This is a genomic window from Aquitalea sp. FG25 (genome assembly GCF_057809375.1).
Window position 1 is genome coordinate 23690 of the sequence record NZ_JBMDJV010000034.1, and the last position, 25209, is coordinate 48898.

Here is a 25209-nt window from a genome sequence, read left to right on the forward strand (position 1 = left end):
GGAATTAATTCCTGTCGGCGTAGTAGACATTCGTAATCGCTGAAGAGCTATGTCCTGCCAGCATCATGATTTCTTCTTCGCTGAGTGCTTGACCACTACGAAGCTTGGCAAATACACCTGCTAGGCGATCTGGCATGTTCTGAATGGTCTGTTCTACAGTCTGTGGTGAGACACCCATTTCCTTTGCAATCTGGAAGTTGTTCAAAGCTTTTTGACGAATCAACTTAGTCAGTGCAGTGCGGCGGGTATCGTGGAAATGAAGCCTTGTATCTGGATCATCATACATCCCTAAAGCCTTCAAGGCATCAACCCAATAAGCACGGAAATTCCAGCCAGTTAGCTTGAAGATAGGGCCTTTTGCCATCCGATTCTTCAAGAGCCATGCACGGAATTCTTCATCATCTGGAATCAGAATATCCCTTGGTTTGCCATTCTTTGTTTTCGGGATGAAGATAGACCAGATATTGAAGTTCACATTTTCCCATTGGGCACCAAGAACTTCACTTTTTCGTGCTCCAGATTCAAGACAAGTGACAAACACAAAGTAGGGTTCTGGATTGCTCTTTAACTTCATCCATTCTGCAATCTGTACCGCCTCTTCTTCAGAGAGAACCCGTTTCCTTCCAAGGTAGGGCTTGGGCTTTTCACCCTTGGGCAGCATCTTCACTGGATTCATCAATCCTTTTGGGAAGAGGTCAGGATAAAGCTTGTAGACCTTTTCAAAGGCTGAACTGATGGTTGAAATCTCACGGAGGATGGTGTTGTTCTTGATGCCTGTAGCTTTCCTTGATTCCATATAGGCAAACAGCAGCCAGAAATCCACTGTATCAATCTTGAAGTCACCAAATGGAATGTGATCCTTGTTAAAGACCCTGTTCATCATGGCATCAACAATGGTGTTCTGATAACGGTAGTTGTCAATCTTGCTACCAATGTCTTTGAAGTAAATGGGAATGGAAGGGATGGCTGAAAGGCAACGGTTGTGATTGGTCTTGAGTGATGATTCAGCATGCTTGATCATGAACTTCTCAAAATAGTCTTTGAGAAGGGTTCTCATGTTGGGCATCTCCATTTGATATTTCATATCAAAAATGAGATTCTGTGGAACACCTGAGTCAATCCGCTTCAACTCCTGTTCTTCAAAAGAACGGGCCGTGGACTCATCATCAAACACTTTGTTGATGTTTTCACCACCTTTGCGGATTTGGACTCGCCAGCGGGTAACAGACACCTTGCGGCCTGTTTCCCTGTTTAGAACTTTGTACTTGAATGAATAGACGGACACTTTGAGCCCCCAGATTGCACAATCAAAAACCGTGGTGCAAAAAATTGTGCATCAAAAGCGGTGTTTTGTGCAAAAAACACGCTTTAGGCCACGGCAACCCGTTGATTTACAACGAGTCCATAGCACTATATCGAGCTTCAACAAAAGCCAGCAGGATGCATTTTTACCCTTTGTCGAATCCGGCCTGCTCACCTTTATTGGTGCCACCACGGAAAACCCCTCATTCGAGGTGAACTCCGCCCTGCTGTCCCGCGCGCAGGTGTATGTGCTCAACAGCCTGGGCGAAGACGAACTGGTACTGCTATTCCAGCGCGCACGCGACAAGGGCGCACTGGATGGGCTGGAATTTGACCAGCAAGCCATTGCCGCCCTCTCCGGCTACGCCGATGGCGATGCACGGCGCTTTCTCAACCTGCTGGAACAAACCCGCACCGCCGCGCTGGCACGCAAAACCGGCCAGATCACCCAGGACTTTCTGGCCGAGGTGCTCAGCGTCAACGCCCGCCGTTTCGACAAGGGCGGCGACGCCTTCTACGACCAGATTTCTGCCCTGCACAAATCGGTGCGCGGCTCCAACCCGGACGCCGCACTGTACTGGCTCACCCGCATGCTGGATGGCGGGGCCGACCCGCGCTACCTGGCACGCCGCCTGGTGCGTATGGCCTGGGAGGACATCGGTCTGGCCGACCCGCGCGCCATGCAGATCTGCAATGACGCTGCCGCCACCTACGAACGACTGGGCAGCCCGGAAGGCGAACTGGCACTGGCCCAAGCCGCCATCTACCTGGCGGTGGCCGCCAAGAGCAATGCCGGCTACATGGCCTACAACCAGGCCCGCGCCTTTGTGAAACAGGACAAGAGCCGCCCTGTACCGGTGCACCTGCGCAATGCGCCCACCAAGCTGATGAAAGAACTGGGCTACGGCCACGAATACCGCTACGCCCATGACGAACCAAACGCCTACGCCGCCGGGGAAAGCTATCTGCCGGACGACATGCCGGAACCAGGCTGGTATCAGCCGGTGCCGCGCGGGCTGGAAATCAAGATTGGCGAGAAACTGGCACAACTGAAAAAGTGGGATGAAGAAGCGGGAAAGAAATAAAGCGGCCGCTCTGACTTGGGGCTGATCCATGCCAGACCGACGTCGGGCGCAAGCCAACCGGGCGTCGCCTGCCAGCATCTACAAGCCCGCCAGCATTGCTTATAATGCTGTTTTTGCCTGCAACAGGCAGGACAAAGCCTGCCGGTTGCCGTTACACTTGCGTTTTACAGAACAAGTTGGTGCTGCCAGCCACAGGCAGACAGTGCAGCACCACAAGCGGTTGCTTCCCCTCCGCATGCAGGATTCAGTAAGGGGCTGATGCTGTTAAACAGCCCGCTACCAGCAAGACACTTCAATACCATCAGGATTTTCCATGCTAGACATTCAATTGCTCCGTAACGATCTGGACGCCGTTGCTGCCCGCCTGGCCAGCCGTGGCTACACCCTGGATACCGCCGCTTTCACCGCCATGGAAGCCGACCGCAAGGCGCTGCAAACCCGCATGCAAGAGCTGCAATCGCGCCGCAATGCCACCTCCAAGCAAATTGGCGAAGCCAAGCGCAAGGGTGAGGATGTGTCTGCCATCATGGCCGAAGTGGCAAACCTGGGCGATGAACTGAAAGCGGCAGAAAGTGCTTTCGAGGCGGTGCAAGCCAAGATGGATGCCCTGCTGATGAGCATTCCCAACCTGCCGAACGAATCCGTTCCGGTGGGCAAGGACGAGAATGACAATGTGGAAGTACGCCGCGTGGGCGTGCCGCGCCAGTTCGACTTTGCAGTGAAAGACCACGTCGATATCGGCACCCCGCTGGGCCTGGATTTCGACACTGGTGCCAAGCTGTCCGGTGCCCGCTTCACCGTGCTGAAGGGTGACATTGCCCGCCTGCACCGCGCACTGGCGCAGTTCATGCTCAACACCCACACCGGCGAGCATGGCTATACCGAGCACTACACTCCCTACATCGTCAACGACAGCGCCCTGCTTGGCACCGGCCAGTTGCCGAAGTTTGCCGAAGACATGTTCAAGGTGACCAAGGGCGGCGAAGAAGGCACGGTGGACCAGTACCTGATTTCCACTTCGGAAATCACCCTGACCAATACCGTGAGCAACAGCATTCTGAAAATGGAAGAGCTGCCGCTCAAGCTGACCGCGCACTCGCCCTGCTTCCGCTCCGAAGCGGGCAGCTATGGCCGTGACACCCGTGGCATGATCCGCCAGCACCAGTTCGACAAGGTGGAAATGGTGCGCATCGAGCACCCAGACCATTCCTACGCCGCGCTGGAAGAAATGGTTGGCCACGCCGAGAACATCCTGAAAGCACTGGAACTGCCCTACCGCGTGATTACCCTGTGCACCGGTGACATGGGTTTTGGTGCAGCCAAGACTTACGATATCGAAGTATGGCTGCCGGCGCAGAACACCTACCGCGAAATCTCCAGCTGCTCCAACTGTGAAGCTTTCCAGTCGCGCCGCATGCTGGCCCGTTTCAAGGACGAAAACGGCAAGAACCAACTGGTACACACGCTGAACGGCTCTGGCCTGGCCGTGGGCCGTACCCTGGTGGCGGTGTTGGAAAACTACCAGAACGCCGATGGCAGCGTGACCATTCCGGCCGTGCTGCGTCCGTACATGGGCGGCAAGGACAAGATCGGCGGCTAAGCCATGTCGGCTTTGCCTGCAAGAAAAAAGCCACGACATGTCGTGGCTTTTTTTATTGCTGGCAACAATGGTGAAGCCTGAACAACGGTCATGGAATCCACCCCTTGGCTATTGGCGGTATTTTTCGACCAATGCCTTGGCAATGGCTTCGGTCTGGGCATCGGCATTACCGCCGATATCGGCCTGACGAAAGTGCATCTGAAATGCACTGATTGTCTTGCGGGTATCCTCATCCAGCTCCCCGGTCTGGGGGATCTGGTCGTAACCATAGCGTTTCAGGCTTTGTTGCACCTCCAGTACCACGGCGGCCTGTTGCGGCGCACGCCCTGCCAGGTATTTCTCTACCACTTGCGGGTCCGGCCAGGCACCAAGCCCCATGGCGGCTAATTGCTCCCAGGGGAATAACGGCCCCGGATCGGACTTGCGCAAGGGTGCCACATCGCTGTGGCCCAGCACGTTGTAGGGCTGGATCTGGTTCCGGGCAATCACGTCCCTAAGCAAGATCGACACGGCCTTGATCTGCTCAGGCGTATACGGATACCACTGACGCCAGCCAGTAGGTAATTCGGTGTAGCCACGGTTCACCATTTCCACGCCCACCGAAGAAGCATTCAAGGCCCTCCAGCCGCCCCAGCTACTGACGCCGGCATGCCAGGCACGCTTGCTTTCCGGCACCAATTGCATGATGACCGGCATACCGCTGCGCCATTGGGGAAACTCCGGCACCAGATAATGCGTGCTGACCAGCGGACCGGTCAGCATGGCGAGGGAATCAGGCTGATTCAGTGCTGTGTAATGCAGGATGACAAAGCGGATACGCTCGTCCTGGCCTTGAGCGGTATGGCTGGTATTCAGCAAATAGTTGCCTGCCACCTTTTCATAGGCAGGTCGGGTTTCTGCGCGGTCAGCCAGCTTGGCGGGCATGGTATTGCTGCAGCCGGCCAGCACAAGCTGACTGGCGCTCAGGACAAGGGTTTTATAAAGATAGGTCCGGGACAGGTAAGGTTTTTTTGTTTGCATAGTGCTTGGGGTTTTGTTGACGGGATTTAATGATGAATTAATTTTTTGATTGAGAATCATTATCAACAAAGGAATGCGCGGAAGAAACTGGCCCAAGTCCCAGTGCGTCACACTTAAATTAGCAAATGCTAAATATTATGCCTGCGGCGGCTGTTGCGCCTCATCACCAATCAAAGCGCCCTCGCCTGGGGCATACACAGTAAAGCAGCCGGAGCCTTGCCCCGGCTGCTTTACTGCCTACCCGGCATGACAGCTCCGGTCAGTCCTCGTCTGCCCAGCCAGGTGCACGCTTGCCCAGAAAGGCAGATACACCTTCCAGTTGCTCGGCTTCGCCAATCAGCGACAACAGGGCCGCACGTTCCTGTTGCAGGTGCTCCTCCAGTGTTCTGCCCGCACTGGATTCAATCAGCTGGCGCGCACGTGCTACCGCCTGCGGAGCCTGATTAGCCACTTTTCCAGCCAGGCTTACCGCCATGATCTTGGCAAAACCCGGATCGACAATTTCCTCCACCAGGCCGATTTCGTAGGCTTTTTCTGCACTCAGGATTTCTCCCCCCAGCAGGATGCGCTTAGCCCAGGACACGCCCACCTTGTCGGCCAGCGTCTTGCTGCCACCACCTGCCGGCAGCAGGCCAACCCTGGTTTCCGGCAAACCCAGTCTGGCACCACGTTCCACCACCATGTAGTCACACATCAGCGCGCATTCCAGCCCGCCACCCAGCGCATAACCGTTGATGGCCGCGACAGTAACGCCGGAATAATTACGCAGCGCAGCAAAAGCCGTAGCAAAAGCATCCAGCAAATCTGCCACTTCCTGCTTGTTGCCATTGCTGAACAGTTTCAGATCGGCTCCGGCACAGAAAAAGGCATCGCCTGCTCCGGTAATCACGACGGCACGTACTGCGCTATCCGCTTGCAGATCCTTCATCAGCGCTGCCAGTTCGCGCAGGCTGGCGATGGTCCACACATTGGCAGGAGGATTATTGATGGTGATGATTGCAGATTGGCCCAGATGTTCGAGCGTCAAATACTTGGCCATGTAGTTTCCTCAGTTTCTCTATTGGGTCGTTACACATTGCAGCTCCTGCCAGATTGGCCTTGTTAATCAGGCCATCCCCGATTACTGACAGGAAAGAATGAGCATTCTCAGGGCAGAGCCCGCCTTTTTCCAGCGCGGATTTCTTTTCCCTGCTACTTTTTTTCTAGCTGTCCGCACACAGTAATGCCAAACAGTATTTGAGATTTATTTACTATTACAATGTCACATTTTGCTTAAAAATCAGGCAAGCCGGCTGCTTATGCCCTCTGGTAGAATAGGGATTTAAGCAACAGGTTGTCGCATGTTAGAAACAGGTTTCTGGGTGATCTTTCTTGCTGGCCTGCTTGGCGGCGGGCATTGCATGGGGATGTGCGGCGGCATTGTCACGGCGCTGACGCTGAATCTGCCTGCCGGTCAGCAACGCTGGCAGATCATGCTGTCCTACAACACCGGACGGATTCTCAGCTATGTGATGGCTGGGGTTTTGCTGGGTGGCCTGGCCGAAGCCGGCCTCACTTTGCTTAGCGCAAGGCCAGCACAGTTGGCGCTGCTGGTCGTGGCCAACCTGATGCTGATTGCCATGGGCCTGTACCTGGCCGGGCTCTCCAGCGCCATCATCTCCCTGGAAAAACTGGGCCGCCCGGTGTGGGCAAGGCTGCAACCCCTGCTGGCACGGCTGCTGCCCATCCGTCGCCCGCGCACGGCACTACTGGCAGGCATGCTGTGGGGCTGGCTGCCCTGCGGGCTGGTATACAGTGCCACGCTGTCGGCGCTGGCCAGCGGCAAGGCGCTGCAAGGCGGCCTGCTGATGTTGGCCTTTGGCCTGGGCACCTTGCCCAATTTGTTGTTGATGGGGGTGTTTGCCGACACCTTGCGCCAATGGATACAGCAGCGCCCGGTAAGGCTGCTGGCGGGCCTGCTGGTGGCGGGCATGGGGCTGACCCGTTTGCTGTTGCTGGCATCCAGCCACTAAAAAGCCGCCCCTGGCGGTAGCGGGCGGCTTTCAGATTCTGGCAGTGTCAAGCCAGCGGCTTTAGCGTAGCGACTGCAATACGGTTTCCACATTGTAATGGAACAGCTTGAGATAGCTGGCTGCCGGGCCATTCGGCTTTGACAGCGCATCGGCATACAGCTCGCCGCCAATCTTTACCTTGGCTTCGCGGGTCAGTTGCTCCAGCAGGCGCTTGTCGGTCATGTTTTCCATGAACACCGCGCTCACCTTTTCCTGCCTTACCTGTTTTACCAGCTGTGCCACTCCCTTGGCCGATGCTTCGGCTTCGGTGCTAACGCCCTGGATAGCCAGCATCTTGATGCCATAACGCTCACCAAAATAGCCGAAGGCATCGTGTGAGGTCAGCATCTTGCGCTTGGCAACCGGAATGGCAGCAAACTGCTTGGCAGCCCAGTCGTCCTCTTGCTTGACCCGTGCGGAAAAATCGGCAGCACGGCGATTGTACTCATCCTTGCCTTGCGGGTCGGCCTTGATCAGGCCAGCGGTGATATTGCGGATATACACCTGCACCCGTTGCGGATCGTGCCAGGCATGCGGGTCCACCACATCGTGACCATGCCCTTCCCCTTCTTCTGCCGGTGCCATGCGCGTCTTGATGCCCTTGCCCGCTTCCACCATCACCCCCTTGTAGCCGGAGGCCTTGGTCAGACGGCCCATCCAGCCTTCCAGGCCCAGACCATTGGTGACAAACAGGCGTGAAGCCGACAGGCGCTTCACATCGGCCGGTGCAGGCTGAAACACATGGGCATCCTGATCAGGCCCCACCAGCGACACCACATCCACCCGCTCGCCACCGATTTCACGGGTCATGTCACCCACGATGCTGAAACTGGCCACCACCGGCAATTTGGCTGCCATGGCCGTGATCGGCAGGCTCAGCAACAGCAGGCTCAACAGACGCTTTTTCATGCCTTCTCCTCAAGATTCAAAATGTCGCGCACGGATATAGCGCGGCAGGGCACCGCCCGCCGGAGCGAACAGCAGCGAAAACAGGTAGAACAGGCCGGCCACCAGGATGATGGCGGGGCCGGAGGGCAGCTCAAAGTGATAAGACAGCAGCAAACCAGCCAGGCCGCTGCCAAAGGCCACACTCACCGCCATCACCAGCATGCCCTCCACGGTTTCCGACCACAGCCGGGCGGTAATGGCGGGCAACATCATCAAGCCCACCGCCATCAAGGTACCCAGTGCCTGAAAGCCGGATACCAGATTGAGTACCACCAGCATCAGGAAGGCCATATGCCACAGGCCGCCACGCGCCCCCACCGAACGCAGGAATACCGGGTCCAGGCTTTCCAGCAACATGGGGCGATAGATGAAGGCCAGGCCGATCAGGGTAACCGAGGCCACACCACCCACCAGGTACAGGGCGGCATCGTCCACTGCCAGTACCGAGCCAAACAGGATGTGCATCAGGTCCACATTGCTGCCGCTTTTTGACACCAGCAGCACACCAATGGCCAGCGACAACAAATAGAAGGCCGCAAAGCTGGCGTCTTCCTTGATGCCGGAAAAGCGCGTGGCAAGGCCCGCCAGCACCGCCACCAGCACCCCGGCGACAAAACCGCCCAGGCTCATGGCGGGCAGGCTGAGGCCAGCCAGCATGAAGCCGACCGCCGCACCGGGCAGCACCGCGTGGCTCATGGCATCGCCCATCAGGCTCATGCGCCGCATCACCAGAAACAGGCCGATGGGGCCGCTGCCCAGCGACAAGGCCAGGCAACCGGCCAGTGCACGGCGCATGAAGGCAAAGTCCACAAAGGGGGCAATCAGTAAATCGTAAAGGTGTTGCATCAGGCATTGATCCCGTCAACCTGGCATACCGCAGCGCGGTCCTGCCAGTGGGCTGCAGTGTCCACCGCCCGTTTCAGATTGGCATCCGTCAGCACCTGCTCGGTGCGTCCCCAGGCCACCACTTCCCGCGCCAACAGCAGGGTATGCGGAAAATAAGCGCGCACCTGCTCGTAGTCGTGCAACACGGCAATAATGGTGCGGCCCTCTTCCTTCCAGCGCCGCACCAGCTCCAGCAGGTCGAAAGTGGTTTTGGCATCCATGGCGGTAAATGGCTCGTCCAGCAGGATCAGCCGCGCATCCTGCAACAAGATGCGGGCAAACAACACGCGCTGGAATTGCCCGCTGGACAAGGCCGAAATCGGACGCGGGGCAAAGTCGGCCAGGCCCACTTGTTCCAAGGCATCCATGGCCTGGCCAAGGCCGGCGCGGCCAACCATGCCAAACGGCCCGGTGCGGTGCCACAGGCCGGTGGCCACCAGGTCCAGCACGCTGACCGGCAAAGAGCGGTCGATCTCGGACTGCTGCGGCAGATAGGCAATATCCTGGCGCGCAAAGCCGTCCAGCCGGGCCTGGCCGGAATCGGGCTTGAGCGCGCCGATCATGGCCTTGAGCAAGGTACTTTTGCCCGCACCATTGGGGCCAAAGATGGCAGTGGCATCGCCACTGGCAAAGCTGCCACTGACGTGATGCACCGCCGGATGGCGCTGATAGGACACGGTAAGGTTATCCAGTTCGACCTTCATGCCACCTCCTGCAATGCCCACAGCACCACGCCCCACAGTACTGCCAGCAGCAGCAGGGCCAGCGCCAGCCGTTGCCAGGCCGACATCGCCAGCAGGCTGACTGGTGGCCGCAGATTGGCAGCAGTCAGATGCTGATGCGGTGCAGCGGCGTGATCATGGCCATGCGCGTGTGCATGCTGATCGCCAGACGAAGAATGTTGATGTTTCATGTGTTGATTTACTCGAAGCAGGCTTGCAACGCGGCCTCGATGGCAGCGTTATCCAGTGCAGGCGCAATCAGCTCGAAACGGCTGTCGCGCCGCCAGGACACCTGGCTGGCACCCCACTGCCCTTCGGCCCAGTTCAGCCACACCCAGCTGTCCAGCACCTTGAATACGCCCTTGGCACGTACCAGTCCCGGCACCCGCTTGGGCAGATCGTCAAAGAAATCGGTCAGTTTTTCGCCGCTGAAGGACTGCTCCGGCGGGAAGGTCCAACCAGCCGAATCCCAGCCATTGCCGCTGTCTGCCGCAATGGCTGGACGATAGCGCGGCTTGACGGTGACGGCAGCATCCAGCCAGCTCACCTCCACCAGACCATCACGCACCTCGGCAATGACGGACTTGGGCGGAAACAACTTGCCGGCCTGGGTACGGAAAGCGTCCAGCGTCTCCACATCGGCCATGTCGGTCTTGTTGGCCACCAGTACATCGGCAATGGCCACCTGATCGCGATACAGCGGCTGGCGTAGGTAGTCCGGGCTGACAAACTGGCGCGGATCCACCAGCGTCAGCACCGCCCCCACCTCCAGCGCCTCGCCCAGCGGCTTGGCACGCAATTCGTCGATCACTCCGGCGGCATGGGCCAGACCGCTGGCCTCGATCAGCAGGCGGTCCGGGCGCTCGCGCCGCAGCAAGGTGGCCACCGTGGCCGTCATCTGCGGGCCAGCCACACAGCACAGGCAGCCCCCGGCGATTTCTGCTATCGGCAGGTCATCATTCATCAGCGCGGCACCGTCGATGCCTACTTCGCCAAATTCGTTGACAATGACCGCCCATTTTTCACTGGCAGGGCGGGTGGCAATCAGATGGCGCAAGGCCGTGGTTTTACCCACGCCCAGAAAGCCGGTAAACAGATTGACAATGGTTTTTTTCATACGCGACATACCTTGCAAAGTCCGGTCAGCATCAGGTTCTGGCTGCTCAGGGAGAAGTCGGCGGCAGCCGCCACATCACGCAGGCCGGCCAGTGCCGCCATCACGTCAACTTCCTGCACCTTGCCGCAGGTTTCACACACCAGAATCATGCTTTCGTGCTGACACTCAAAATGGTCACAGACGATAAAGCCGTTCAGTGCATCCACCCGATGCAGCAAACCCTGCTCTACCAGAAAATCCAGCGCGCGATACACCGTAGGCGGTGCAGCAATGCCGCGCTCTTTTTGCAAATCAGCCAACACCTGGTAAGCCTTGACCACACCCTGGTGGCGTAGAACCAGTTCCAGCACCTGTTTGCGCAGTGCCGTCAGCTTGCAGCCACGGCGCTCGCAATGTGCTTCAGCCGCCTGCAGATAATGATTGCTGTCCATAGACTGCTCCTGTCAGATGGAGCGGATGTTACTGTATAACATCACATCAACACAAGCATTAACACGCAATGGGTACTGGATGTCATCCAGCCGTGCTAGCCTGCGTTATCCCCTGTAAGCAGACTGCAACCACCTGAAGGAGACTTCATGAAAACCACCCTCATGCTCAGCCTTTGCGCCCTGCTGGCCAGCCCGGCCTTTGCCGCCGATGATCCGGTAACGGCACGCCAGGCAATTTTCAAGCAGTTCAAAAAAGACGCCGCCGCCATGGGCAAGCTGGCAAAGGCCGATACCTTCAGCAAGGACGAGTTCAGCAAGCTGGCCATGCATCTGGACGCCCTTGCCCAGCAGCCGTGGCAGCATTTCCCGGCGGGCAGCGCCAGTGGCAAGACCAGCCAAAAAACCGATGCCAAAGCAGAGATCTGGAGCAAATCCGCCGACTGGAACAAGGCAGTCGATAGCTTCAAGGCCGAAACCGGCAAGCTGAAGCAAGTGGCAGCCAACGGCGATGCCGCCAGCATCAAGAACCAGTTTGGTGCGGTGCAGAAGTCCTGTAAGAGCTGCCACGACGCCTTCCGCAAAGACTGATAGAATTTTTGATTGCGCAGAAGAAGATCACGATTTTGCTGAACTTCTTCTGTGAAACTTCCTCACAACCCACAGCCAACACACCATAGCCGCTTATGAAACAAACCATCACTGCCCTGCTGCTTGCAGCACTGGCCATCCCCGCTGCCATGGCCGACTCCCCGGCTGAAATCCGCACCCAGAGCTTCAAGAAAATCCTGCGCGCTTTCGAGCCGATGGGCATGGTGGTGCGTGAACGCGACCCGTACAACAAGGCCAAATTCATTGCCATGGCCGACGGCCTGAAGCAGATTGCCGCCGAGCCGTTCAACCATTTCCCGGCCAACAGCATCGACAGCAAGAGCCGGGCCAAGCCTGAAATCTGGAGCCAGCCGGCCAAGTTCCAGGCCGCGCGCGACACCTTCCTGAAGTCAGTCAATGACCTGGACAGCACCGCACATAACGGCGACCTGGCCAGCATCAAGAAGAGCTACGGCGTGGTGGCACAAAGCTGCAAAGCCTGTCATGACAGCTTCCGTGGCCCGGAAAAATAAACTGCGCCTGCGCCAGCCAGACCTGAAAAGAAAAAGCCCTGAGTCATCAGGGCTTTTTTCATGGATGCCGTAGCAGGCCTACAGGCGGGTAAGCAACAGCCAGACCCCGCCACAGGACAGCAGCAGCGACAACAAGGCCACCGGCCAGCCACGGAAGAACAGCGGCGCAGCCTTGCCCTGTGCCGGCTGATATCCGGTCAGCATGGGCCGCACCAGGTTCTGCTTCTTCAGCACCCGGTAAGCAATGATGGCCGCCACATGCATGGCCACCAACAACAGGATGAAGTTGAAAAACAGCTTGTGAAAGCCGGTAACCGCTTCCGACAGCCCGCTGCTAATCAGCTTGGCTAGCGGTCCGTCAAAAGTGTAGCTGTCGACATCGCTGGAAAACAGGCCACTGCTTACCTGCACCAGCAGCACTACCAGCAGCGCCACCACCATCAGGCCACCCAGCGGATTATGGCCGGGCTGCTCGGCCTCGCCGCCGCGCAGATAGCGCCGGATGGCCGCCGGACCTTTAACAAACTGGCGGAAACGGGCGGTTTCGCTGCCCACCACACCCCAGATCAACCGGAACAGCAGCAAGGCAGCAATCGCCTCGCCACACCACACGTGATAGTGCAGCCAGTCGCCGCCCTGCTCACCGGTAAACCACATGCCAGCAAACAGCAGCACCAGGCTCCAGTGAAACAACCGGGTTGGCGCATCCCATACCTTGATCATCTTTTCCATGCTCACACTCACCAGGCAGCACATTAAAAGGCCAAAGTGTAACCAGCGGTAACACGGCTGCCTACTCCAGACTGGTTAAAGACTGTGTCCCCCGCCAAGAACAGGGGTAATCACCGAAGAATGCCGGTTTTGGATTCTGAAAATGCCGTTTTCGGGTAGAATCAGCCCTTTCGCCGCCCCTTCCAGTCCGGTCCGCCCGGATGAGGACCGCAGACGGCCAACGCACTGACAGCCCCTTGTGGCACTGTTTTCACGCATTGAGTTGGAGAAAGTAATGACCCAAGCTTCACTGATCGAGGATCTGGAGGCCCGTGGCCTGATCGCGCAAACCACAGACGCCGCCGCCTTGTCCGAACTTCTGGCCAAGGAACAGGTAACCCTGTATTGCGGATTCGACCCGACTGCTGACAGCCTGCACATCGGCAGCCTGGTTCCCATTCTGATGCTCAAACGCTTCCAGCTGGCAGGCCATCGCCCCATCGCCCTGGTGGGCGGTGCCACCGGCATGATCGGCGACCCCAGCTTCAAGGCCACCGAACGCAAGCTGAATACCCCGGACATCATCGAAAGCTGGGTGGAGAAAATCCGTGCCCAGGTTTCGCCCTTCCTGTCTTTCGAGGGCGACAATGCCGCAGTCATGGCCAACAACTACGACTGGTTTGGCGGCATGGGCGCACTGGAATTCCTGCGCGACATCGGCAAGCATTTCTCGGTCAACGCCATGATCAAGAAAGAAGCGGTACAGCAACGCATCAGCCGCGACGACCAGGGCATTTCCTATACCGAATTCTCCTACAGCCTGCTGCAGGGTTATGACTTTTCCGAGCTGAACCGCCGCCTGGGCTGCAAGCTGCAAATTGGTGGTTCCGACCAGTGGGGCAATATCACCGCCGGTACCGACCTTACCCGTCGCCTGAACCAGCAACAGGTGTTTGGCCTGACCATGCCGCTGGTGACAAAATCGGACGGCACCAAGTTTGGCAAAACCGAATCCGGCACCATCTGGCTGGATGCGCGCAAAACCTCGCCCTACGCCTTCTACCAGTTCTGGCTGGGCACTGCCGATGCCGACGTGTACAAATTCCTGCGTTACTTCAGCTTCCTGTCGGTGGCAGAAATCGCCGCCATCGAAGCCGCCGACAAGGCGCGTGATGGCAAGCCGGAGGCCCAGCGCATCCTGGCCGAACAGGTCACCGAACTGGTACACGGCAAGGCCGCCCTGGCCGCCGCCCAGCGCATCACTCAAAGCCTGTTCAGCAACGACCTGTCCAGCCTGACCGAAGACGACTTCGCCCAACTGGCGCAGGACGGCCTGCCGCACTTCGTGCTGAATGCAGCTGACGACAGCCTGATTGACGCTGTGGCCAATGGCGGTCTGGCCAAGTCCAAGAGCGAAGCGCGCACCTTCATCCAGAGCGGTGCCGTCAGCATCAATGGCAACAAGGCAGACAGCATCGAGCATCGCTTTACTGCCGGTGATCGTCTGTTTGGCCGCTTCAGCCTGCTCAAGCGCGGCAAGAAGAACTACGCGCTGATTGAGTGGCAGGCATAAGCCCGGCCCTCTGCCCTTAACCCGGCAGCGCCAAGGCGACCCGCTTGCACACGCAACCGGGTCGCTTTTTTCATGCCATCGCTCAAGACTCGACGCCACGACGAGCATGCCACTAGAATTTCGCCATCCCGCTTTGTGACAAAGGCTAGCACCATGGAAAAAATCGGTTTTATCGGCCTGGGCCTGATGGGCTTGCCCATGTGTCGGCGGCTGCAAGCGGCCGGCTTCCCGCTCACCGTCTGGAACCGCTCGCCGGACAAGCTGGAGCAGGCTGGTGCCGAAGGCATGCAAACCACCACCTCGCTGGCTGAACTGGCTGCTGCCAGCGACATCCTGATGCTGTGCATTGCCGATGCCGCTGCAGTGCAAGGCGTCATCACCCAGTTACAGCCTGTCTTGCGCGCCGGGCAGCTCATCATCGATATGTCCAGCATCGACCCGGACACCACTCGCCGCTGCGCAGCGCAGGCAAAGCAACAGGGCGCCAGCTGGGTGGATGCGCCGGTATCCGGCGGGGTTAAAGGTGCAGAACAAGGCAGCCTGGTAATCATGGCCGGTGGCAGCCAGGCCGACATCCAGCGCGCCAGCCTGCCCTTGCAGGCCTTGTCACAACGCATTACCCGTATGGGCGATGTCGGTAGCGGACAGGTGACCAAAATCTGCAATCAACTGATTGTGGCGGCCAATGCCATGCTGATTGCCGAAGCGGTATCTCTGGCTGAGCACAATGGCGTGGACGCCAGCCTGCTGGCAGCGGCGCTGGCTGGCGGCTTTGCCGACTCCCTACCCTTGCAGATACTGGCCCCGCGCATGGCTGCGCGCCAGGCCGAGCCGGTGCAGTGGAAGGTGGCCACCTTGCTGAAGGACCTGGACAACGCCGGTCAGCTATCCAGACAAAGCCAGTCCGCCACCCCGCTGGCGGCACTGGCCAGCCAGCTGATGCGCCTGCATGCCGCACAAGGCCACGCCATGGCCGACCTTAGCAGCGTCATTCAGCTGTATCAGGACCAGAATCAGGAAACCAAATCATGTTGAAGCTCTGCGCCAACCTCAGCATGCTGTTTAGCCACCTGCCGTGGCCGCAGCGCTTTGCCGCCGCCCGTGCCGCCGGTTTTGCAGCAGTGGAAATCCAGTTTCCCTATGAACACACAGTGGAACAGCTACAAGGCTGGCTGAGTCAGCATCAGTTGCAGCTGGTACTGATCAACGCCCCCGCCGGTGACCTGATGCAAGGTGGTACCGGGCTGGCCAGCACCCCCGGCAAAGAAGCGGAATTCGCCAGCGGCCTGCAACAATGCCTGCATTACGCCACGCAGCTGGATGTGGAAGCCGTCAATATCCTGCCCAGCCGCCTGGCCGCAGGCTGCAGCCGCCAGCAGGCACTGGATACCCTGCACGCCAATTTGCAACTGGCGGCCACTGCGCTGGCCGCGCAGCAGATCCGCTGCACCGTGGAAGCCATCAACCGCCATGACATGCCGGGTTTTCTCATCAGCACGGTCGATGAATTGCAGCAACTGCCGGATCACCCCAACCTTTTCTGGCAAGTCGACCTTTACCACATGGCACGCATGGGCGAACCACTGGCAGCCTTGCTGGCGCAGCACTGGCCGCGCATTGGCCATCTGCAGTTTGCCGACTTCCCCGGTCGCGGAGCCCCTGGCAGCGGCACACTGGATTTCGCCGCGCTGTTCGCACAGCTTGCCAGCCTGCCCTATGCCTACTGGAGTGGTGCGGAATATCGCGATACCGATGGTGCAGTGCAATGGCTACAACCATTACTGGCAAAGCAAGCCATGAATGGCCGGCACAGCTGAATATTGCAGAAATATGCAATTTTTCTCTTTTTGCGACATCACCTGGCGGTGAATCAATCACTTAGCCAAGCACTTTGCAAAAACAGCTTGCAAACGCACGTTTTTTACCGTAAAGTGCGAACCCTTCTGATTTCCATTTCCGCCAGCAGCTTTTGCAGGAATCAGCAAGCATGCTGGCGTGATACTTCATCGTCCCTGACCGATATCCCAGGCTTCGTCCACGTAGTGTCTCTTTTGACTGGACTGCTGTTCGCCGCTTGCACAGGTTGGTGCCGATGACCGACAGCCTCTGAATGAGGCTGCTAACCGCCACATCTCCTGGCCAAGCGACACCGGCTCTATTCCGGTTTGAAAGGACATTATGCATTTCTCCGATCTGGGCATTGCCCCGACTATTCTGCGCGCACTCGAAACTGCTGGTTACACCTCGCCCACCGGCGTACAAGCCGAAGCCATCCCCGCTGCCATTGCTGGCCGCGACCTGCTGGTTTCCGCCCAAACCGGTAGCGGCAAGACCGCCGCTTTCCTGCTGCCGGCGCTGACCAAGCTGTCCGAGCGCTCCACCGGCAAGGGCCAAGGCCCGCGCGTTCTGGTTCTGTGCCCGACCCGCGAACTGGCTCAGCAAGTAGAAAAGAACGCCCTGGAATACGGCAAGGACCTGCGTTGGATGAAAACCGCCTGCCTGGTTGGCGGCGCTTCCTTCGGCTACCAGACTCGCGCCCTGTCCCGCCCGATCGATCTGATCGTGGCCACTCCGGGCCGTCTGATGGACCATATGCGCTCTGGCCGTGTTGACTTCTCCCGTCTGGAAATGCTGGTACTGGACGAAGCCGACCGCATGCTGGACATGGGCTTCATCGAAGACATCGAAACCATCGTCAAGGCCACCCCGGAAAGCCGCCAGACCGTGCTGTTCTCCGCCACGCTGGATGGCACCGTGGGCCGCATGGCTGAAAAGATTACCCGCGATCCGCAACGCATCGAAATCGCCCGTACCGAAACTTCCGGCGGCACCATCGAAGAACACCTGCTGTACGCTGACGACCTGAACCACAAGCATCGTCTGCTGGATCACATCCTGAAAGAATCGGGCTTTGATCAGTGCGTGATCTTCTCCGCCACCAAGGCTTACACCGAAGAGCTGGCTGACAAGCTGTCCGATCAGGGCTACTCCGCCGCCTGCCTGCATGGTGACATGCCGCAAAGCTGGCGTAACCGTACCCTGAACGACCTGCGTCGCGGTCGTATCAAAATCCTGGTTGCCACTGACGTTGCTGCGCGCGGTATCGACGTACCGACCATCACCCACGTGGTGAACTTCGACCTGCCGAAACAGGCTGAAGACTACGTACACCGTATCGGTCGTACCGGTCGTGCCGGTCGTGACGGTACTGCCATCACCCTGGCGGAATCGAAAGAATTCCACAAGGTTCGCCGTATCGAGCAATACCTGAAGCGCCAGATCACCGAAGGCGTGATCGAAGGCCTGGAACCGACCCGTCGCCCGCCGAAAGGCCCGCGTCGCAACGGCAAGCCGGGTGGTTACGGTGCGCAGGGCCAAGGCCAGCGTCGTGGCAGCGGTAGCAGCACCGGCAATGGTTATGGTCGCGAGCGTCGCGAAGGCGGCTATGGTCGTGGCACTGGTGGCAATGGCGGCGGCAGCTACGACCGTCGCAGCCCGCGCTCTGCCGGCAGCAGCCAAGGCCAGCGCAGCACCCAGCGCGCTGACTAAGCGCCAGTCTATTTAAATCAGACTCATCAAAACTACCGCCTCCACATCAGGAAGCGGTAGTTTTTTTTTGCCCGTCGCATGGGCATGAAGTAAACACCGGCACCACGGCCCTTGGCGGCAGGCAGCAGTTTTTATAACCCCGCTTCTTTACGCAGGATGGCGAGCAATTGCCGGACACCACGCTCCAACACGCTGTAACGTTCTGTCTGTAATCTTGCCAACCCGGCAAGTTCTCTTAGTGGAGCGTCCTGATCGTCACACTGCTCCAGCCTGACACGGAAAATGGCGGACAAGGGCTTTAGCCCGTGTTCGCGCTGTTCGGTGGGAATGGGGCCACCATAGCTGGAAGCCAGTAGCGTTTGATCCAGTAGTGGCAGGTTCAGCCGGTCAATCACACCCAGGCGGCATTGAACGCTGGCAAATTCCCCACCATCGGCGACAAAACGGGCGATATAACCGGGCTTGAGGCCAGACAAGGCGGCTTCATCAACAAAGGCCTCGCCTTTGACACCGTGCGGGCCCACCACATCCAACAGATGCTCCCCCTCGGCCACAATGGTTTTGGTATGCAGTGCTTCACTGATATCCACAGCTCGGCCAGCAAAAGGGGCGGTCAATGTCAGCCTGGCCTGTTGTTGGCGCAAGGTGTTTACTTGCTCTTGGGCAACTTGCCATTGTTTTTGCAATACGGGGCCATGCCGCTGTAACTCAGGGTCAAAAGCCTGTTGTGAGACTTGCCAGGCCAGGTCTCGCTCGCGGGCATTGGCCAGCGCCAGCTGTGCGTCCAGTATTGACGAGCGCAAGCGTGCCAGAACCTGGCCTGCCCTGACTTGCTGACCATCGTGCACCAGCGTTTCTGCTACCTCGCCGGAGGACGGCGCATACAGGCCTTGTGATTGCAGGGCACCTAGCACGGCGGGGCTGGCCACTTCCTGTTGCCAGGGCAAGATCAGGACCAATAGCAGTGACAACAAGAGCACGGTACTGCGGCGGCTTTGCCTGCACCAGTGCAATTCCTGGCGGCGCTGCCACCAGATATTCAGCTCGCTGACGATGGGACGGGCAATAAACCATCCCAGCTCCACCGCCAGCAACAGCAAGCCAACGGCCTTGAAAAACAGGTGGTAGACCAAAAAGGCAATCGACAGAAACAACACCAACCGATACAGCCAGGTGGCCCAGGCAAACAGGATCAGCCCCTGCTGGCGCATTTTCGGAAAGTGTTCTGGTACTGGGTCGTCCAGCCCCAGCAAGGTTTTGCGCAGTTGCCAGCGCGCCAGCGCAAAGGCACGACTGTGCAAATTGGGTAGTCCCAGGTAGTCGGCCAGCAGAAAGTAACCATCAAAACGCATGAAAGGGCTGGCATTAATGGCCAGCGTGGCCAGCCAGGTGGTGGTTGCCAGCAGAAACACGCCGGCCCGCAACGGGCCATCCGGCAAAAAACTCCATAACAATGTGGCCCAGGCCGCCAGCAGCAGCTCGGCCAGCATGCCTGCGCCGCCAATCAGCAGCCGCTGGCGCTGCTTGTCCAGTTTCCAGGCGTCATTGGTGTCGGTGTAGAGCACCGGCATCATCACCAGGAAGGCAACACCCATGGCCGGAACCCGGCAGCCGAAGTGCCGTGCCGCCAGCGCATGCCCCATTTCGTGCAGGATTTTGGCCAGGCTGAGCGACAGACCAATACCGATTGCAGCACCCACACCACCATAAGCGGAAAACGTATGGGTAAATTCGTCCCAGCGCCGCGATACCAATGCCAGCGCCAGTAACAAGACACCGCCCATGAGCAGCCAGAAACGGGGGTGAAACAGCCAGGTGGTCCAGGGCAGCAAGCGCTTGAGCAGCGCTTCTGGCCGTACCAGTGGAATCCGGAAGAACAGGTAGTTCTTGAGCAGCCACATGGCATGGCTGGGGCGGTTGGCTTCGTGCAACTGCCACAGCCAGTTGCTTTGCTCGGCGGTCGTTGTTTGCAATAGTTGATGCCGCGACAGGAACAGCAGTACGGCATCAAGGTCTTCGCTACCCAGCTGCAGCGTGGTTTGCTGATTGACGGCCTGCAGCACAGCGGTGGCGTCACCCAGCGACCAGCGCGACAGGATTTCAAAACTGGCCCAGCCTAGCTGGTAAAACCGGTTGGCGCTCGGATCGTGCAACGTCCAGCTGGGTGAGCCATCGGATTGTGTCGGGCCAGGGTACAGCGTCAGTTCCTGACGCAATGCCGGCAGGACGGTGGTTTTCATCTTCACCATCCCAGCCATTGCCGGGCTGCCGTCAGCGGGCGGCGCAAGGCGTAATAAATGAGTGGCACCCAGTTGCCATAAACCCGGGCAGTCCCCATCTGGCCTAGTCTTGGTTTGCTGTTGTTGAGGAAGCGTGCTTGCAAGCGATAGGCAAGCAAGCCGTTTTCCACCGCTTCTGCCTTGTAGGCAACGCGGGTGATTTCCGCATCATAAGACTCGGTGGGCGAGGCATTGGGGTAGAGGGTGATCTTGCCTCCGGGTGCCACATCGATCGCTTCGGCGGCGGGCAGCCAGGCGGCCAGCTCCACATGTGCCGGGTCGGCCAGGGTCATGACTTTTTCACCCAGGGTTACCGCTTTGCCCAGCCAGTCGTTGCGGTCGGAAAACACCACCACCCCCGCATTGGGGGCGGTAACGTGCAGTCGTTGCAGTTCCAGCCCGGTGTATTCTGCGGCGATGCTTTTTTCTTCCAGCTTGGCACGATCCTGCGCCATGGCCAGCTTGCCCTTGTCGTCGGTCACGGCCAGCTGGGCGCTGGCGCGAAAGCTTTCCTGTGCGGCATCACGCTCACCAGCGGCCATGGCAAATTGACCGGCCAGGGTGGTTGCATCCAGGTCGAACAAGGCATCTCCCGCTTTTACCCGTTGATTGGGCTGAACCTGAATGCGGTCGATAACGCCGCTTAGCGGTGCGCGCAGCAATACCGGATCTTGCGGTGTAACTTCGCCACGGGCCAAGACGCTAAGCCGTATCGGCAGGCAGGCCAGCAGCAGCAGAACAAGCAACAAGCGCCGCTGCTTGCGTCCGGGACGCAACCATTGGCCGGCCTGCTCTCTCCAGTTGTGGCGCGGGGCAAAGCGCAGCAATGCATGCCCGTAGCCATGTGCCAACTCTTCTGCCAGCTTGCATTCGTAGTCGTTCCAGGGCATGTCGCGGGCCAACAGGCAGGCCCCCTGCTCCCCCAGCCGCAACCAGAGTGCATGGGCAGGCAGCCAGGACTGCCATTCCTCCGCCAAGGCAGGCGGGAGTGCATGGGGATCGACCCGCAGGCTGTCCGGCTTGCTGTCGTCGGCCTCTGGCCTTGCCGCCAAATGCCGGAACAACTGCGACAGCCACTGCATATAGGGTGCCGTGGGGTCAAGTTCGGCCAGGCCGGATAGCGCGGCAACGTGGCGGATGCTGCCTTCCCGCCATAATGCCGCCTGCCGGTAAGGCAGCAGTTGCTGGCTTTCGTTGACGATGATGAATCCCAACTGCTCTGCGCTGATGGCATCCCGCGCACGGTGCAGCAGTTGTAACAGGCCGGCTAACTCCCGGCTTCTATCCGCATGACCCATAAATGTCCTACTTGAAGCTGGCCCAGCCGCTCATCCCTGGCAGCAGGCTGGACCCATTCCCCTCGATCACGCCTATCGCAAGAATGGACTGGCTTACCGGGTCGATTTGCGCCCCCAGCCGTTCAATCCGGGCCGGGAAACTGCTACCCAGCTCGTCCACACTCACGGTAAATTTTTTGCCGGGCTTGAGCGTGGTCAGCCATTTGGAAGGAAGCAGCATGCGCAGCTCCAGGGCACCGGAATCAACGATATCCAGTACCGGATTTCCCGGGCTGACATACTGATGCACGGCGGCAATGCGCCGTGCCACCCGGCCATTAAACGGCGCACTGATGACGCATTTGCCCACCAGGGTTTGCATATAGCTGGTATCGGCAGCGGCTTCCTTTGCCTTTCCCTCTGCCTGGGCAATGTCCAGCGCGCCTGCCGAATTTAGCTTGGCCAGTTGGTTGTTGACCTTGAGCAGTTGGGTGGCCGCCTCCAGCGAGGCCTGGGCCTTGCGCAGCTGGGCCCGATAACTGCCGCAGTCAAATTGCACCAGCGCCTGCCCTTTGCTGAAGCTGCCGCCCTCCGGTACCGGCAGGGCCGCAATCTTGGCGGCAATTTCGCCAGACAAGGTAACGGCATTGCGTGCAATCAGCTGCACGCGAATGCGACCGTCGCTACTGATGCCCACCGGGGTGGCCAGTGGTTTGGATGGCGGTGTTGCCGCCAGCGTGCTTGCCGAAATCAGCAAGCACGCCACAGCATGGCTTGCCGCTCGTGTCATTGCTTGCTCCCGGAAACCTGGCTTTGCCAATGTGTTTCCGCCCCTTGGAAAGCGGCGGTCAAAGCGGGCAGTTCGTAACTGCTGGTGCTTTCCGGCAATGAATCCAGGCCCAGGCTGGAGGCCATCTGGCCATAGGCGTTTTGCAGATCGCCATAACTCTGATACAGGCGCAGGGTGGAGAATACCGCATTGGCATCGGCCAGAATCGCAGGCAAGCGGCCTTGCACCCCACTATCGGTGGCATTGCGGTTTTGCTGGTAGATGCGCTGTTCAACGTCATTGAGTTCTTGCTCCTGGGCAAACTGACGGGACTTGCCCTGCCAGTCCAGGTAGGCCACGTGCACCTGGGTAAGTACCGCCATGTTCAGGGCCATGCGCTGAGCCTGGGCGACTTGCAACTGGGCATCGGCGGCCTTGGTGATGGGCCCGGCGCTAAACAGATTCAGCAGGTTCCAGCTGACACGCAAACCGGCATCACTCCAGGAATTATTCACCAGGAATTTGTTGCTGTCGTAGTGCTGGCCAACGCTGAACTCCAGCCCCGGCAGCAGCTTGGCGATGGCTTTGCGGGTTTCGATCACGTTGATACGTTCGTTGTACCGTGCCTCATTCAGCTCGGGGCGGCTCAGCAAAGCCATTTCTTCCATCTGTTCAAGCTTGATGCTCAATTCCGGGCTGGGCAGGCCATTGGGAGCCGCCACTTTGAAATCGGTACCCGGCGGAACATTCATGATGGAGGCCAGCCTTGGCTTGGCCTGGGCCAGTGCATTGCGCACCATGCCCATCTGGCGGATGACATCCAGCAGCTGGCGACGGTAGTTCAGCATTTCCAGCGGCGCACGCAATTTGAGCTTTTCCACCTGGCGCGCATCGTCAAGAGCGCGGTTGGTTTCGGCCAGCAAGGTATCAATGCGAGTTTCCAGCTGCTGCGCACCAACCGCTTGCCACCATGCTTCACGGACTTGCTGGATCAACTGTTGCGCCACTTTGCGCTTGCGCTGTTGCAGGATCAGCACGCGATCAGACTGTTGCTGCGCGGTGTAATAGCTGACGCCAAAGTCCAGCACATTCCAGCTAAGGCTGAGATCTGCCGTACTGCTGCGCTTTTCGGAGGAAATAGACGGCACCAGGGATTGCTCGCCGGTGACAACATTTTGCGATGAGGACGCATTATCCTTGTTGCGGGCCGTGTAGCCAGCCGCCACTGCCAGCTTGGGCAGCATGTCCAGGCTGGACAAATCCAGCTGACGCTGCGCCATGGCCTCTTCCATCAACTTGACCCGGTAGTCCAGGTTGTACTTGAGGGCGCGCGCCATGGCTTCTTGCAAGCTGACCGGTCCGCTCAGCGGCTCCTGATGGCCAAACATGTTCTGCCGGTCTGCCTGCAGTGTGGCTTGCCGGTCGCTCAGGCTCATTGGTGCCGGGCTGACGGCGCAGCCTGTCAATGCCAGCATGGTCAGCGCGGCCAGCACCGGGAAAGCCCAGGATGTGTGCCATTTAGTTGGTCGAGTCATAGTATCCCCCCTGGAACTGATGCTTGATTGCACATTGTTGATTTGTTTCCGGCTTGGCCTTCTCAGACCACATCTTCCTGTTGCAGCCATTCAGCCACCTGCTCGTCAAAAGACAGCTTGCCGTGCTGGCGGAACTGCTCATGCAAGGCCGGTTTGCCTGCCATTGCCACCTTGTTTTCCTCCACAGCAGCAGCACGCTGGCCTTGCTTGGAATTCAACTTGATATGCGTCACACCACGATGGCCTTGCTGATCACTGAAGATAATTTCCAGTGACAAAGACTTATCCCAGCCGGTGGGTGGTGTGCCACTGAAACGGCCAGTCTGCGGGTCAAATTTCAGCCAGGCAGGCAATGGCTGACCATTGCTTTGGCGAACCTGTACAGTCAGCACAACGTCCGAGCCCTGCGTAAGCACCGTGCTGCGCGGCAAACTGAACGCGAAGCCTTGCCCGGCTTGCAGCTGCTGGATACCCAAGTCCGGCATCACCTGCAAGGCGGGGCCGCTGCTGCCGGTCTGATTGGAAACGAAGGATGGATTGACATGGCTGCTGCCAAAGGGCTCAAGCGGCAACGGGACAAAGTGGTCCTGACCAAACGGGATGGGGCCTGCTGTTTGCCCAAGAATGCCCGGAACGCCGGTGAGTGCCGACGTCGTACCTGCGGTACTGACGGGGAGGCCGGTGCCGCTGACCGCAGCCAGCACGATATTCGGCGTGATGGTGCCAATATTGATGATGGTGGCAGTGCTGTCCGGCTCGGGAACCGGAGTCGGGCTTGGTGCCGAAGGCGTAATCACCACCGGCGAAAGCAGCTGATAAGCCGACGCAACAAACTGCTGTGCATTGCTATTGCCTGCCACATCGCTGGCACCATTCTGCTTGACTGCCAATGCTAGTGAACCATCCCCCGCCAGGCTGGACAGGGTCACGATGTAATGTGTGCTGCTGATAGCCGTCACCGAGACAATCTGGCCACGGGCAGTGCCACTGCTGATCAGGCTGAATGCATCGCTAGTCAGGCCACTGATCGCCTTGCTGAACACCACATCATAGCGGGCGCTGCTGGCACTGGTTGAAGTCGGGTCCAGCGGTGTGATCGATTGAACCTGTGGTGCCACAGTATCCACCGTGATGCTATATGCCGTAGCCAAGGTGCCAACATTGCCAGCCGCATCGGTCGCAGTGGCCTGGATGCTGTGGCTGCCGTCGGCCAGGGCCGCAGGCAGTGTGTAGC

23 protein-coding genes and 1 pseudogene are annotated in these 25209 nt (G+C 58.7%); 9 read left to right on the top strand and 15 right to left on the bottom strand.

The features are described from left to right. Positions 1-4: 4 nt before the first annotated feature. The gene (locus ACODR9_RS21970; protein ID WP_488812373.1) at positions 5-1231 is read right to left on the bottom strand and encodes a tyrosine-type recombinase/integrase; all 1227 of its coding nucleotides are present in this window, start codon (positions 1229-1231) and stop codon (positions 5-7) included. A gap of 181 nt (positions 1232-1412) precedes the next feature. On the opposite strand from ACODR9_RS21970, the pseudogene ACODR9_RS21975 reads away from it, so the two are divergent. Continuing rightward, positions 1413-2387, top strand: a pseudogene (locus ACODR9_RS21975) (replication-associated recombination protein A); the annotation flags it as partial. Between the two features lie 313 nt (positions 2388-2700). Continuing rightward, positions 2701-3987, top strand: coding sequence for a serine--tRNA ligase (gene serS, locus ACODR9_RS21980; protein WP_488812375.1), 1287 nt, complete (start codon positions 2701-2703; stop codon positions 3985-3987). Between the two features lie 108 nt (positions 3988-4095). On the opposite strand, the gene ACODR9_RS21985 is transcribed toward serS, so the two are convergent. Beyond that, entirely contained in the window at positions 4096-4911 is an 816-nt protein-coding gene (locus tag ACODR9_RS21985; RefSeq protein ID WP_488812377.1) for an N-acetylmuramoyl-L-alanine amidase, read from the bottom strand. Between the two features lie 355 nt (positions 4912-5266). Then, positions 5267-6046 (bottom strand): enoyl-CoA hydratase, encoded by a 780-nt coding sequence (locus ACODR9_RS21990; RefSeq protein ID WP_488812379.1) that lies wholly within the window; start codon positions 6044-6046, stop codon positions 5267-5269. Between the two features lie 301 nt (positions 6047-6347). On the opposite strand from ACODR9_RS21990, the gene ACODR9_RS21995 reads away from it, so the two are divergent. After that, entirely contained in the window at positions 6348-7019 is a 672-nt protein-coding gene (locus ACODR9_RS21995; protein WP_488812381.1) for a sulfite exporter TauE/SafE family protein, read from the top strand. A 60-nt stretch (positions 7020-7079) separates the two neighbouring features. Here the strand turns inward: ACODR9_RS21995 and ACODR9_RS22000 are convergent, their stop codons facing one another. Genes ACODR9_RS22000 through ACODR9_RS22025 form a run of 6 tightly spaced genes read right to left on the bottom strand, consistent with a single transcriptional unit; the run spans position 7080 to position 11161 of the window. Then, positions 7080-7967, bottom strand: coding sequence for a metal ABC transporter substrate-binding protein (locus tag ACODR9_RS22000; protein ID WP_488812382.1), 888 nt, complete (start codon positions 7965-7967; stop codon positions 7080-7082). A 9-nt stretch (positions 7968-7976) separates the two neighbouring features. Continuing rightward, positions 7977-8852, bottom strand: a complete 876-nt coding sequence (locus tag ACODR9_RS22005) for a metal ABC transporter permease (protein ID WP_488812384.1) — start codon at positions 8850-8852, stop codon at positions 7977-7979. Continuing rightward, the gene (locus tag ACODR9_RS22010; protein ID WP_488812386.1) at positions 8852-9595 is read right to left on the bottom strand and encodes a metal ABC transporter ATP-binding protein; all 744 of its coding nucleotides are present in this window, start codon (positions 9593-9595) and stop codon (positions 8852-8854) included. Before ACODR9_RS22010 ends, ACODR9_RS22005 begins: the two co-directional genes overlap by 1 nt. After that, positions 9592-9804 (bottom strand): hypothetical protein, encoded by a 213-nt coding sequence (locus tag ACODR9_RS22015; RefSeq protein WP_488812388.1) that lies wholly within the window; start codon positions 9802-9804, stop codon positions 9592-9594. Before ACODR9_RS22015 ends, ACODR9_RS22010 begins: the two co-directional genes overlap by 4 nt. A gap of 8 nt (positions 9805-9812) precedes the next feature. Beyond that, positions 9813-10739 carry a CobW family GTP-binding protein gene (locus ACODR9_RS22020; protein ID WP_488812390.1) on the bottom strand — a complete coding sequence of 309 codons (927 nt, stop codon included), beginning with the start codon at positions 10737-10739 and terminating at the stop codon, positions 9813-9815. Beyond that, positions 10727-11161 carry a Fur family transcriptional regulator gene (locus ACODR9_RS22025; protein ID WP_488812392.1) on the bottom strand — a complete coding sequence of 145 codons (435 nt, stop codon included), beginning with the start codon at positions 11159-11161 and terminating at the stop codon, positions 10727-10729. The genes ACODR9_RS22020 and ACODR9_RS22025 overlap by 13 nt, the downstream gene beginning before the upstream one ends. Positions 11162-11308: 147 nt before the next feature. Between ACODR9_RS22025 and ACODR9_RS22030 the strand changes: the two genes are divergently transcribed. Then, positions 11309-11749, top strand: coding sequence for a c-type cytochrome (locus ACODR9_RS22030; RefSeq protein ID WP_488812394.1), 441 nt, complete (start codon positions 11309-11311; stop codon positions 11747-11749). A 95-nt stretch (positions 11750-11844) separates the two neighbouring features. After that, positions 11845-12282: a c-type cytochrome gene (locus ACODR9_RS22035; protein ID WP_488812396.1), complete on the top strand. Its 438-nt coding sequence runs from the start codon at positions 11845-11847 to the stop codon at positions 12280-12282. Between the two features lie 78 nt (positions 12283-12360). Here the strand turns inward: ACODR9_RS22035 and ACODR9_RS22040 are convergent, their stop codons facing one another. Then, complete coding sequence (locus ACODR9_RS22040) at positions 12361-13014, bottom strand: cytochrome b/b6 domain-containing protein (RefSeq protein WP_488812398.1); 654 nt, start codon at positions 13012-13014, stop codon at positions 12361-12363. A gap of 274 nt (positions 13015-13288) precedes the next feature. Here ACODR9_RS22040 and tyrS point away from each other — a divergent pair, with 274 nt between their 5' ends. The 4 genes from tyrS to ACODR9_RS22060 all read left to right on the top strand — a co-directional run bounded on the left by tyrS (position 13289) and on the right by ACODR9_RS22060 (position 18115). After that, a complete protein-coding gene (gene tyrS / locus ACODR9_RS22045) occupies positions 13289-14566 on the top strand; it encodes a tyrosine--tRNA ligase (RefSeq protein ID WP_488812400.1) in 1278 nt (425 codons plus the stop codon). Positions 14567-14638: 72 nt separating this feature from the next. Then, positions 14639-15601 carry an NAD(P)-dependent oxidoreductase gene (locus tag ACODR9_RS22050; protein WP_488812402.1) on the top strand — a complete coding sequence of 321 codons (963 nt, stop codon included), beginning with the start codon at positions 14639-14641 and terminating at the stop codon, positions 15599-15601. Then, positions 15595-16383 carry a hydroxypyruvate isomerase family protein gene (locus ACODR9_RS22055; RefSeq protein ID WP_488812404.1) on the top strand — a complete coding sequence of 263 codons (789 nt, stop codon included), beginning with the start codon at positions 15595-15597 and terminating at the stop codon, positions 16381-16383. The genes ACODR9_RS22050 and ACODR9_RS22055 overlap by 7 nt, the downstream gene beginning before the upstream one ends. A 361-nt stretch (positions 16384-16744) precedes the next feature. Next, entirely contained in the window at positions 16745-18115 is a 1371-nt protein-coding gene (locus ACODR9_RS22060; protein ID WP_488812406.1) for a DEAD/DEAH box helicase, read from the top strand. A gap of 131 nt (positions 18116-18246) precedes the next feature. On the opposite strand, the gene ACODR9_RS22065 is transcribed toward ACODR9_RS22060, so the two are convergent. The 5 genes from ACODR9_RS22065 to ACODR9_RS22085 all read right to left on the bottom strand — a co-directional run. Continuing rightward, positions 18247-20355, bottom strand: a complete 2109-nt coding sequence (locus ACODR9_RS22065) for an efflux RND transporter periplasmic adaptor subunit (protein ID WP_488812408.1) — start codon at positions 20353-20355, stop codon at positions 18247-18249. A 2-nt stretch (positions 20356-20357) separates the two neighbouring features. Continuing rightward, entirely contained in the window at positions 20358-21692 is a 1335-nt protein-coding gene (locus tag ACODR9_RS22070) for an efflux RND transporter periplasmic adaptor subunit (protein ID WP_488812410.1), read from the bottom strand. A 7-nt stretch (positions 21693-21699) separates the two neighbouring features. Continuing rightward, entirely contained in the window at positions 21700-22461 is a 762-nt protein-coding gene (locus tag ACODR9_RS22075) for an efflux RND transporter periplasmic adaptor subunit (protein ID WP_488812412.1), read from the bottom strand. Beyond that, positions 22458-23975, bottom strand: a complete 1518-nt coding sequence (locus ACODR9_RS22080; protein WP_488812414.1) for a TolC family protein — start codon at positions 23973-23975, stop codon at positions 22458-22460. The genes ACODR9_RS22075 and ACODR9_RS22080 overlap by 4 nt, the downstream gene beginning before the upstream one ends. A 62-nt stretch (positions 23976-24037) precedes the next feature. Next, positions 24038-25209: putative Ig domain-containing protein (locus ACODR9_RS22085; RefSeq protein WP_488812416.1), on the bottom strand; the 1172-nt coding region annotated here is incomplete at its 5' end.

Bases quoted from the DNA above. Each gene is read 5' to 3' on its own strand.
- ACODR9_RS22075 (WP_488812412.1), bottom strand. From the start codon at position 22,461: ATGACACGAGCGGCAAGCCATGCTGTGGCGTGCTTGCTGATTTCGGCA.
- ACODR9_RS22080 (WP_488812414.1), bottom strand. From the start codon at position 23,975: ATGACTCGACCAACTAAATGGCACACATCCTGGGCTTTCCCGGTGCTG.
- serS (WP_488812375.1), top strand. From the start codon at position 2,701: ATGCTAGACATTCAATTGCTCCGTAACGATCTGGACGCCGTTGCTGCC.
- ACODR9_RS22030 (WP_488812394.1), top strand. From the start codon at position 11,309: ATGAAAACCACCCTCATGCTCAGCCTTTGCGCCCTGCTGGCCAGCCCG.
- ACODR9_RS22060 (WP_488812406.1), top strand. From the start codon at position 16,745: ATGCATTTCTCCGATCTGGGCATTGCCCCGACTATTCTGCGCGCACTC.
- tyrS (WP_488812400.1), top strand. From the start codon at position 13,289: ATGACCCAAGCTTCACTGATCGAGGATCTGGAGGCCCGTGGCCTGATC.
- ACODR9_RS22015 (WP_488812388.1), bottom strand. From the start codon at position 9,804: ATGAAACATCAACATTCTTCGTCTGGCGATCAGCATGCACACGCGCAT.
- ACODR9_RS22010 (WP_488812386.1), bottom strand. From the start codon at position 9,595: ATGAAGGTCGAACTGGATAACCTTACCGTGTCCTATCAGCGCCATCCG.
- ACODR9_RS22035 (WP_488812396.1), top strand. From the start codon at position 11,845: ATGAAACAAACCATCACTGCCCTGCTGCTTGCAGCACTGGCCATCCCC.
- ACODR9_RS22070 (WP_488812410.1), bottom strand. From the start codon at position 21,692: ATGGGTCATGCGGATAGAAGCCGGGAGTTAGCCGGCCTGTTACAACTG.
- ACODR9_RS22020 (WP_488812390.1), bottom strand. From the start codon at position 10,739: ATGTCGCGTATGAAAAAAACCATTGTCAATCTGTTTACCGGCTTTCTG.
- ACODR9_RS21985 (WP_488812377.1), bottom strand. From the start codon at position 4,911: ATGCCCGCCAAGCTGGCTGACCGCGCAGAAACCCGACCTGCCTATGAA.
- ACODR9_RS22000 (WP_488812382.1), bottom strand. From the start codon at position 7,967: ATGAAAAAGCGTCTGTTGAGCCTGCTGTTGCTGAGCCTGCCGATCACG.
- ACODR9_RS21990 (WP_488812379.1), bottom strand. From the start codon at position 6,046: ATGGCCAAGTATTTGACGCTCGAACATCTGGGCCAATCTGCAATCATC.
- ACODR9_RS21995 (WP_488812381.1), top strand. From the start codon at position 6,348: ATGTTAGAAACAGGTTTCTGGGTGATCTTTCTTGCTGGCCTGCTTGGC.
- ACODR9_RS22065 (WP_488812408.1), bottom strand. From the start codon at position 20,355: ATGAAAACCACCGTCCTGCCGGCATTGCGTCAGGAACTGACGCTGTAC.
- ACODR9_RS22055 (WP_488812404.1), top strand. From the start codon at position 15,595: ATGTTGAAGCTCTGCGCCAACCTCAGCATGCTGTTTAGCCACCTGCCG.
- ACODR9_RS22025 (WP_488812392.1), bottom strand. From the start codon at position 11,161: ATGGACAGCAATCATTATCTGCAGGCGGCTGAAGCACATTGCGAGCGC.
- ACODR9_RS22040 (WP_488812398.1), bottom strand. From the start codon at position 13,014: ATGGAAAAGATGATCAAGGTATGGGATGCGCCAACCCGGTTGTTTCAC.
- ACODR9_RS22050 (WP_488812402.1), top strand. From the start codon at position 14,639: ATGCCATCGCTCAAGACTCGACGCCACGACGAGCATGCCACTAGAATT.
- ACODR9_RS22005 (WP_488812384.1), bottom strand. From the start codon at position 8,852: ATGCAACACCTTTACGATTTACTGATTGCCCCCTTTGTGGACTTTGCC.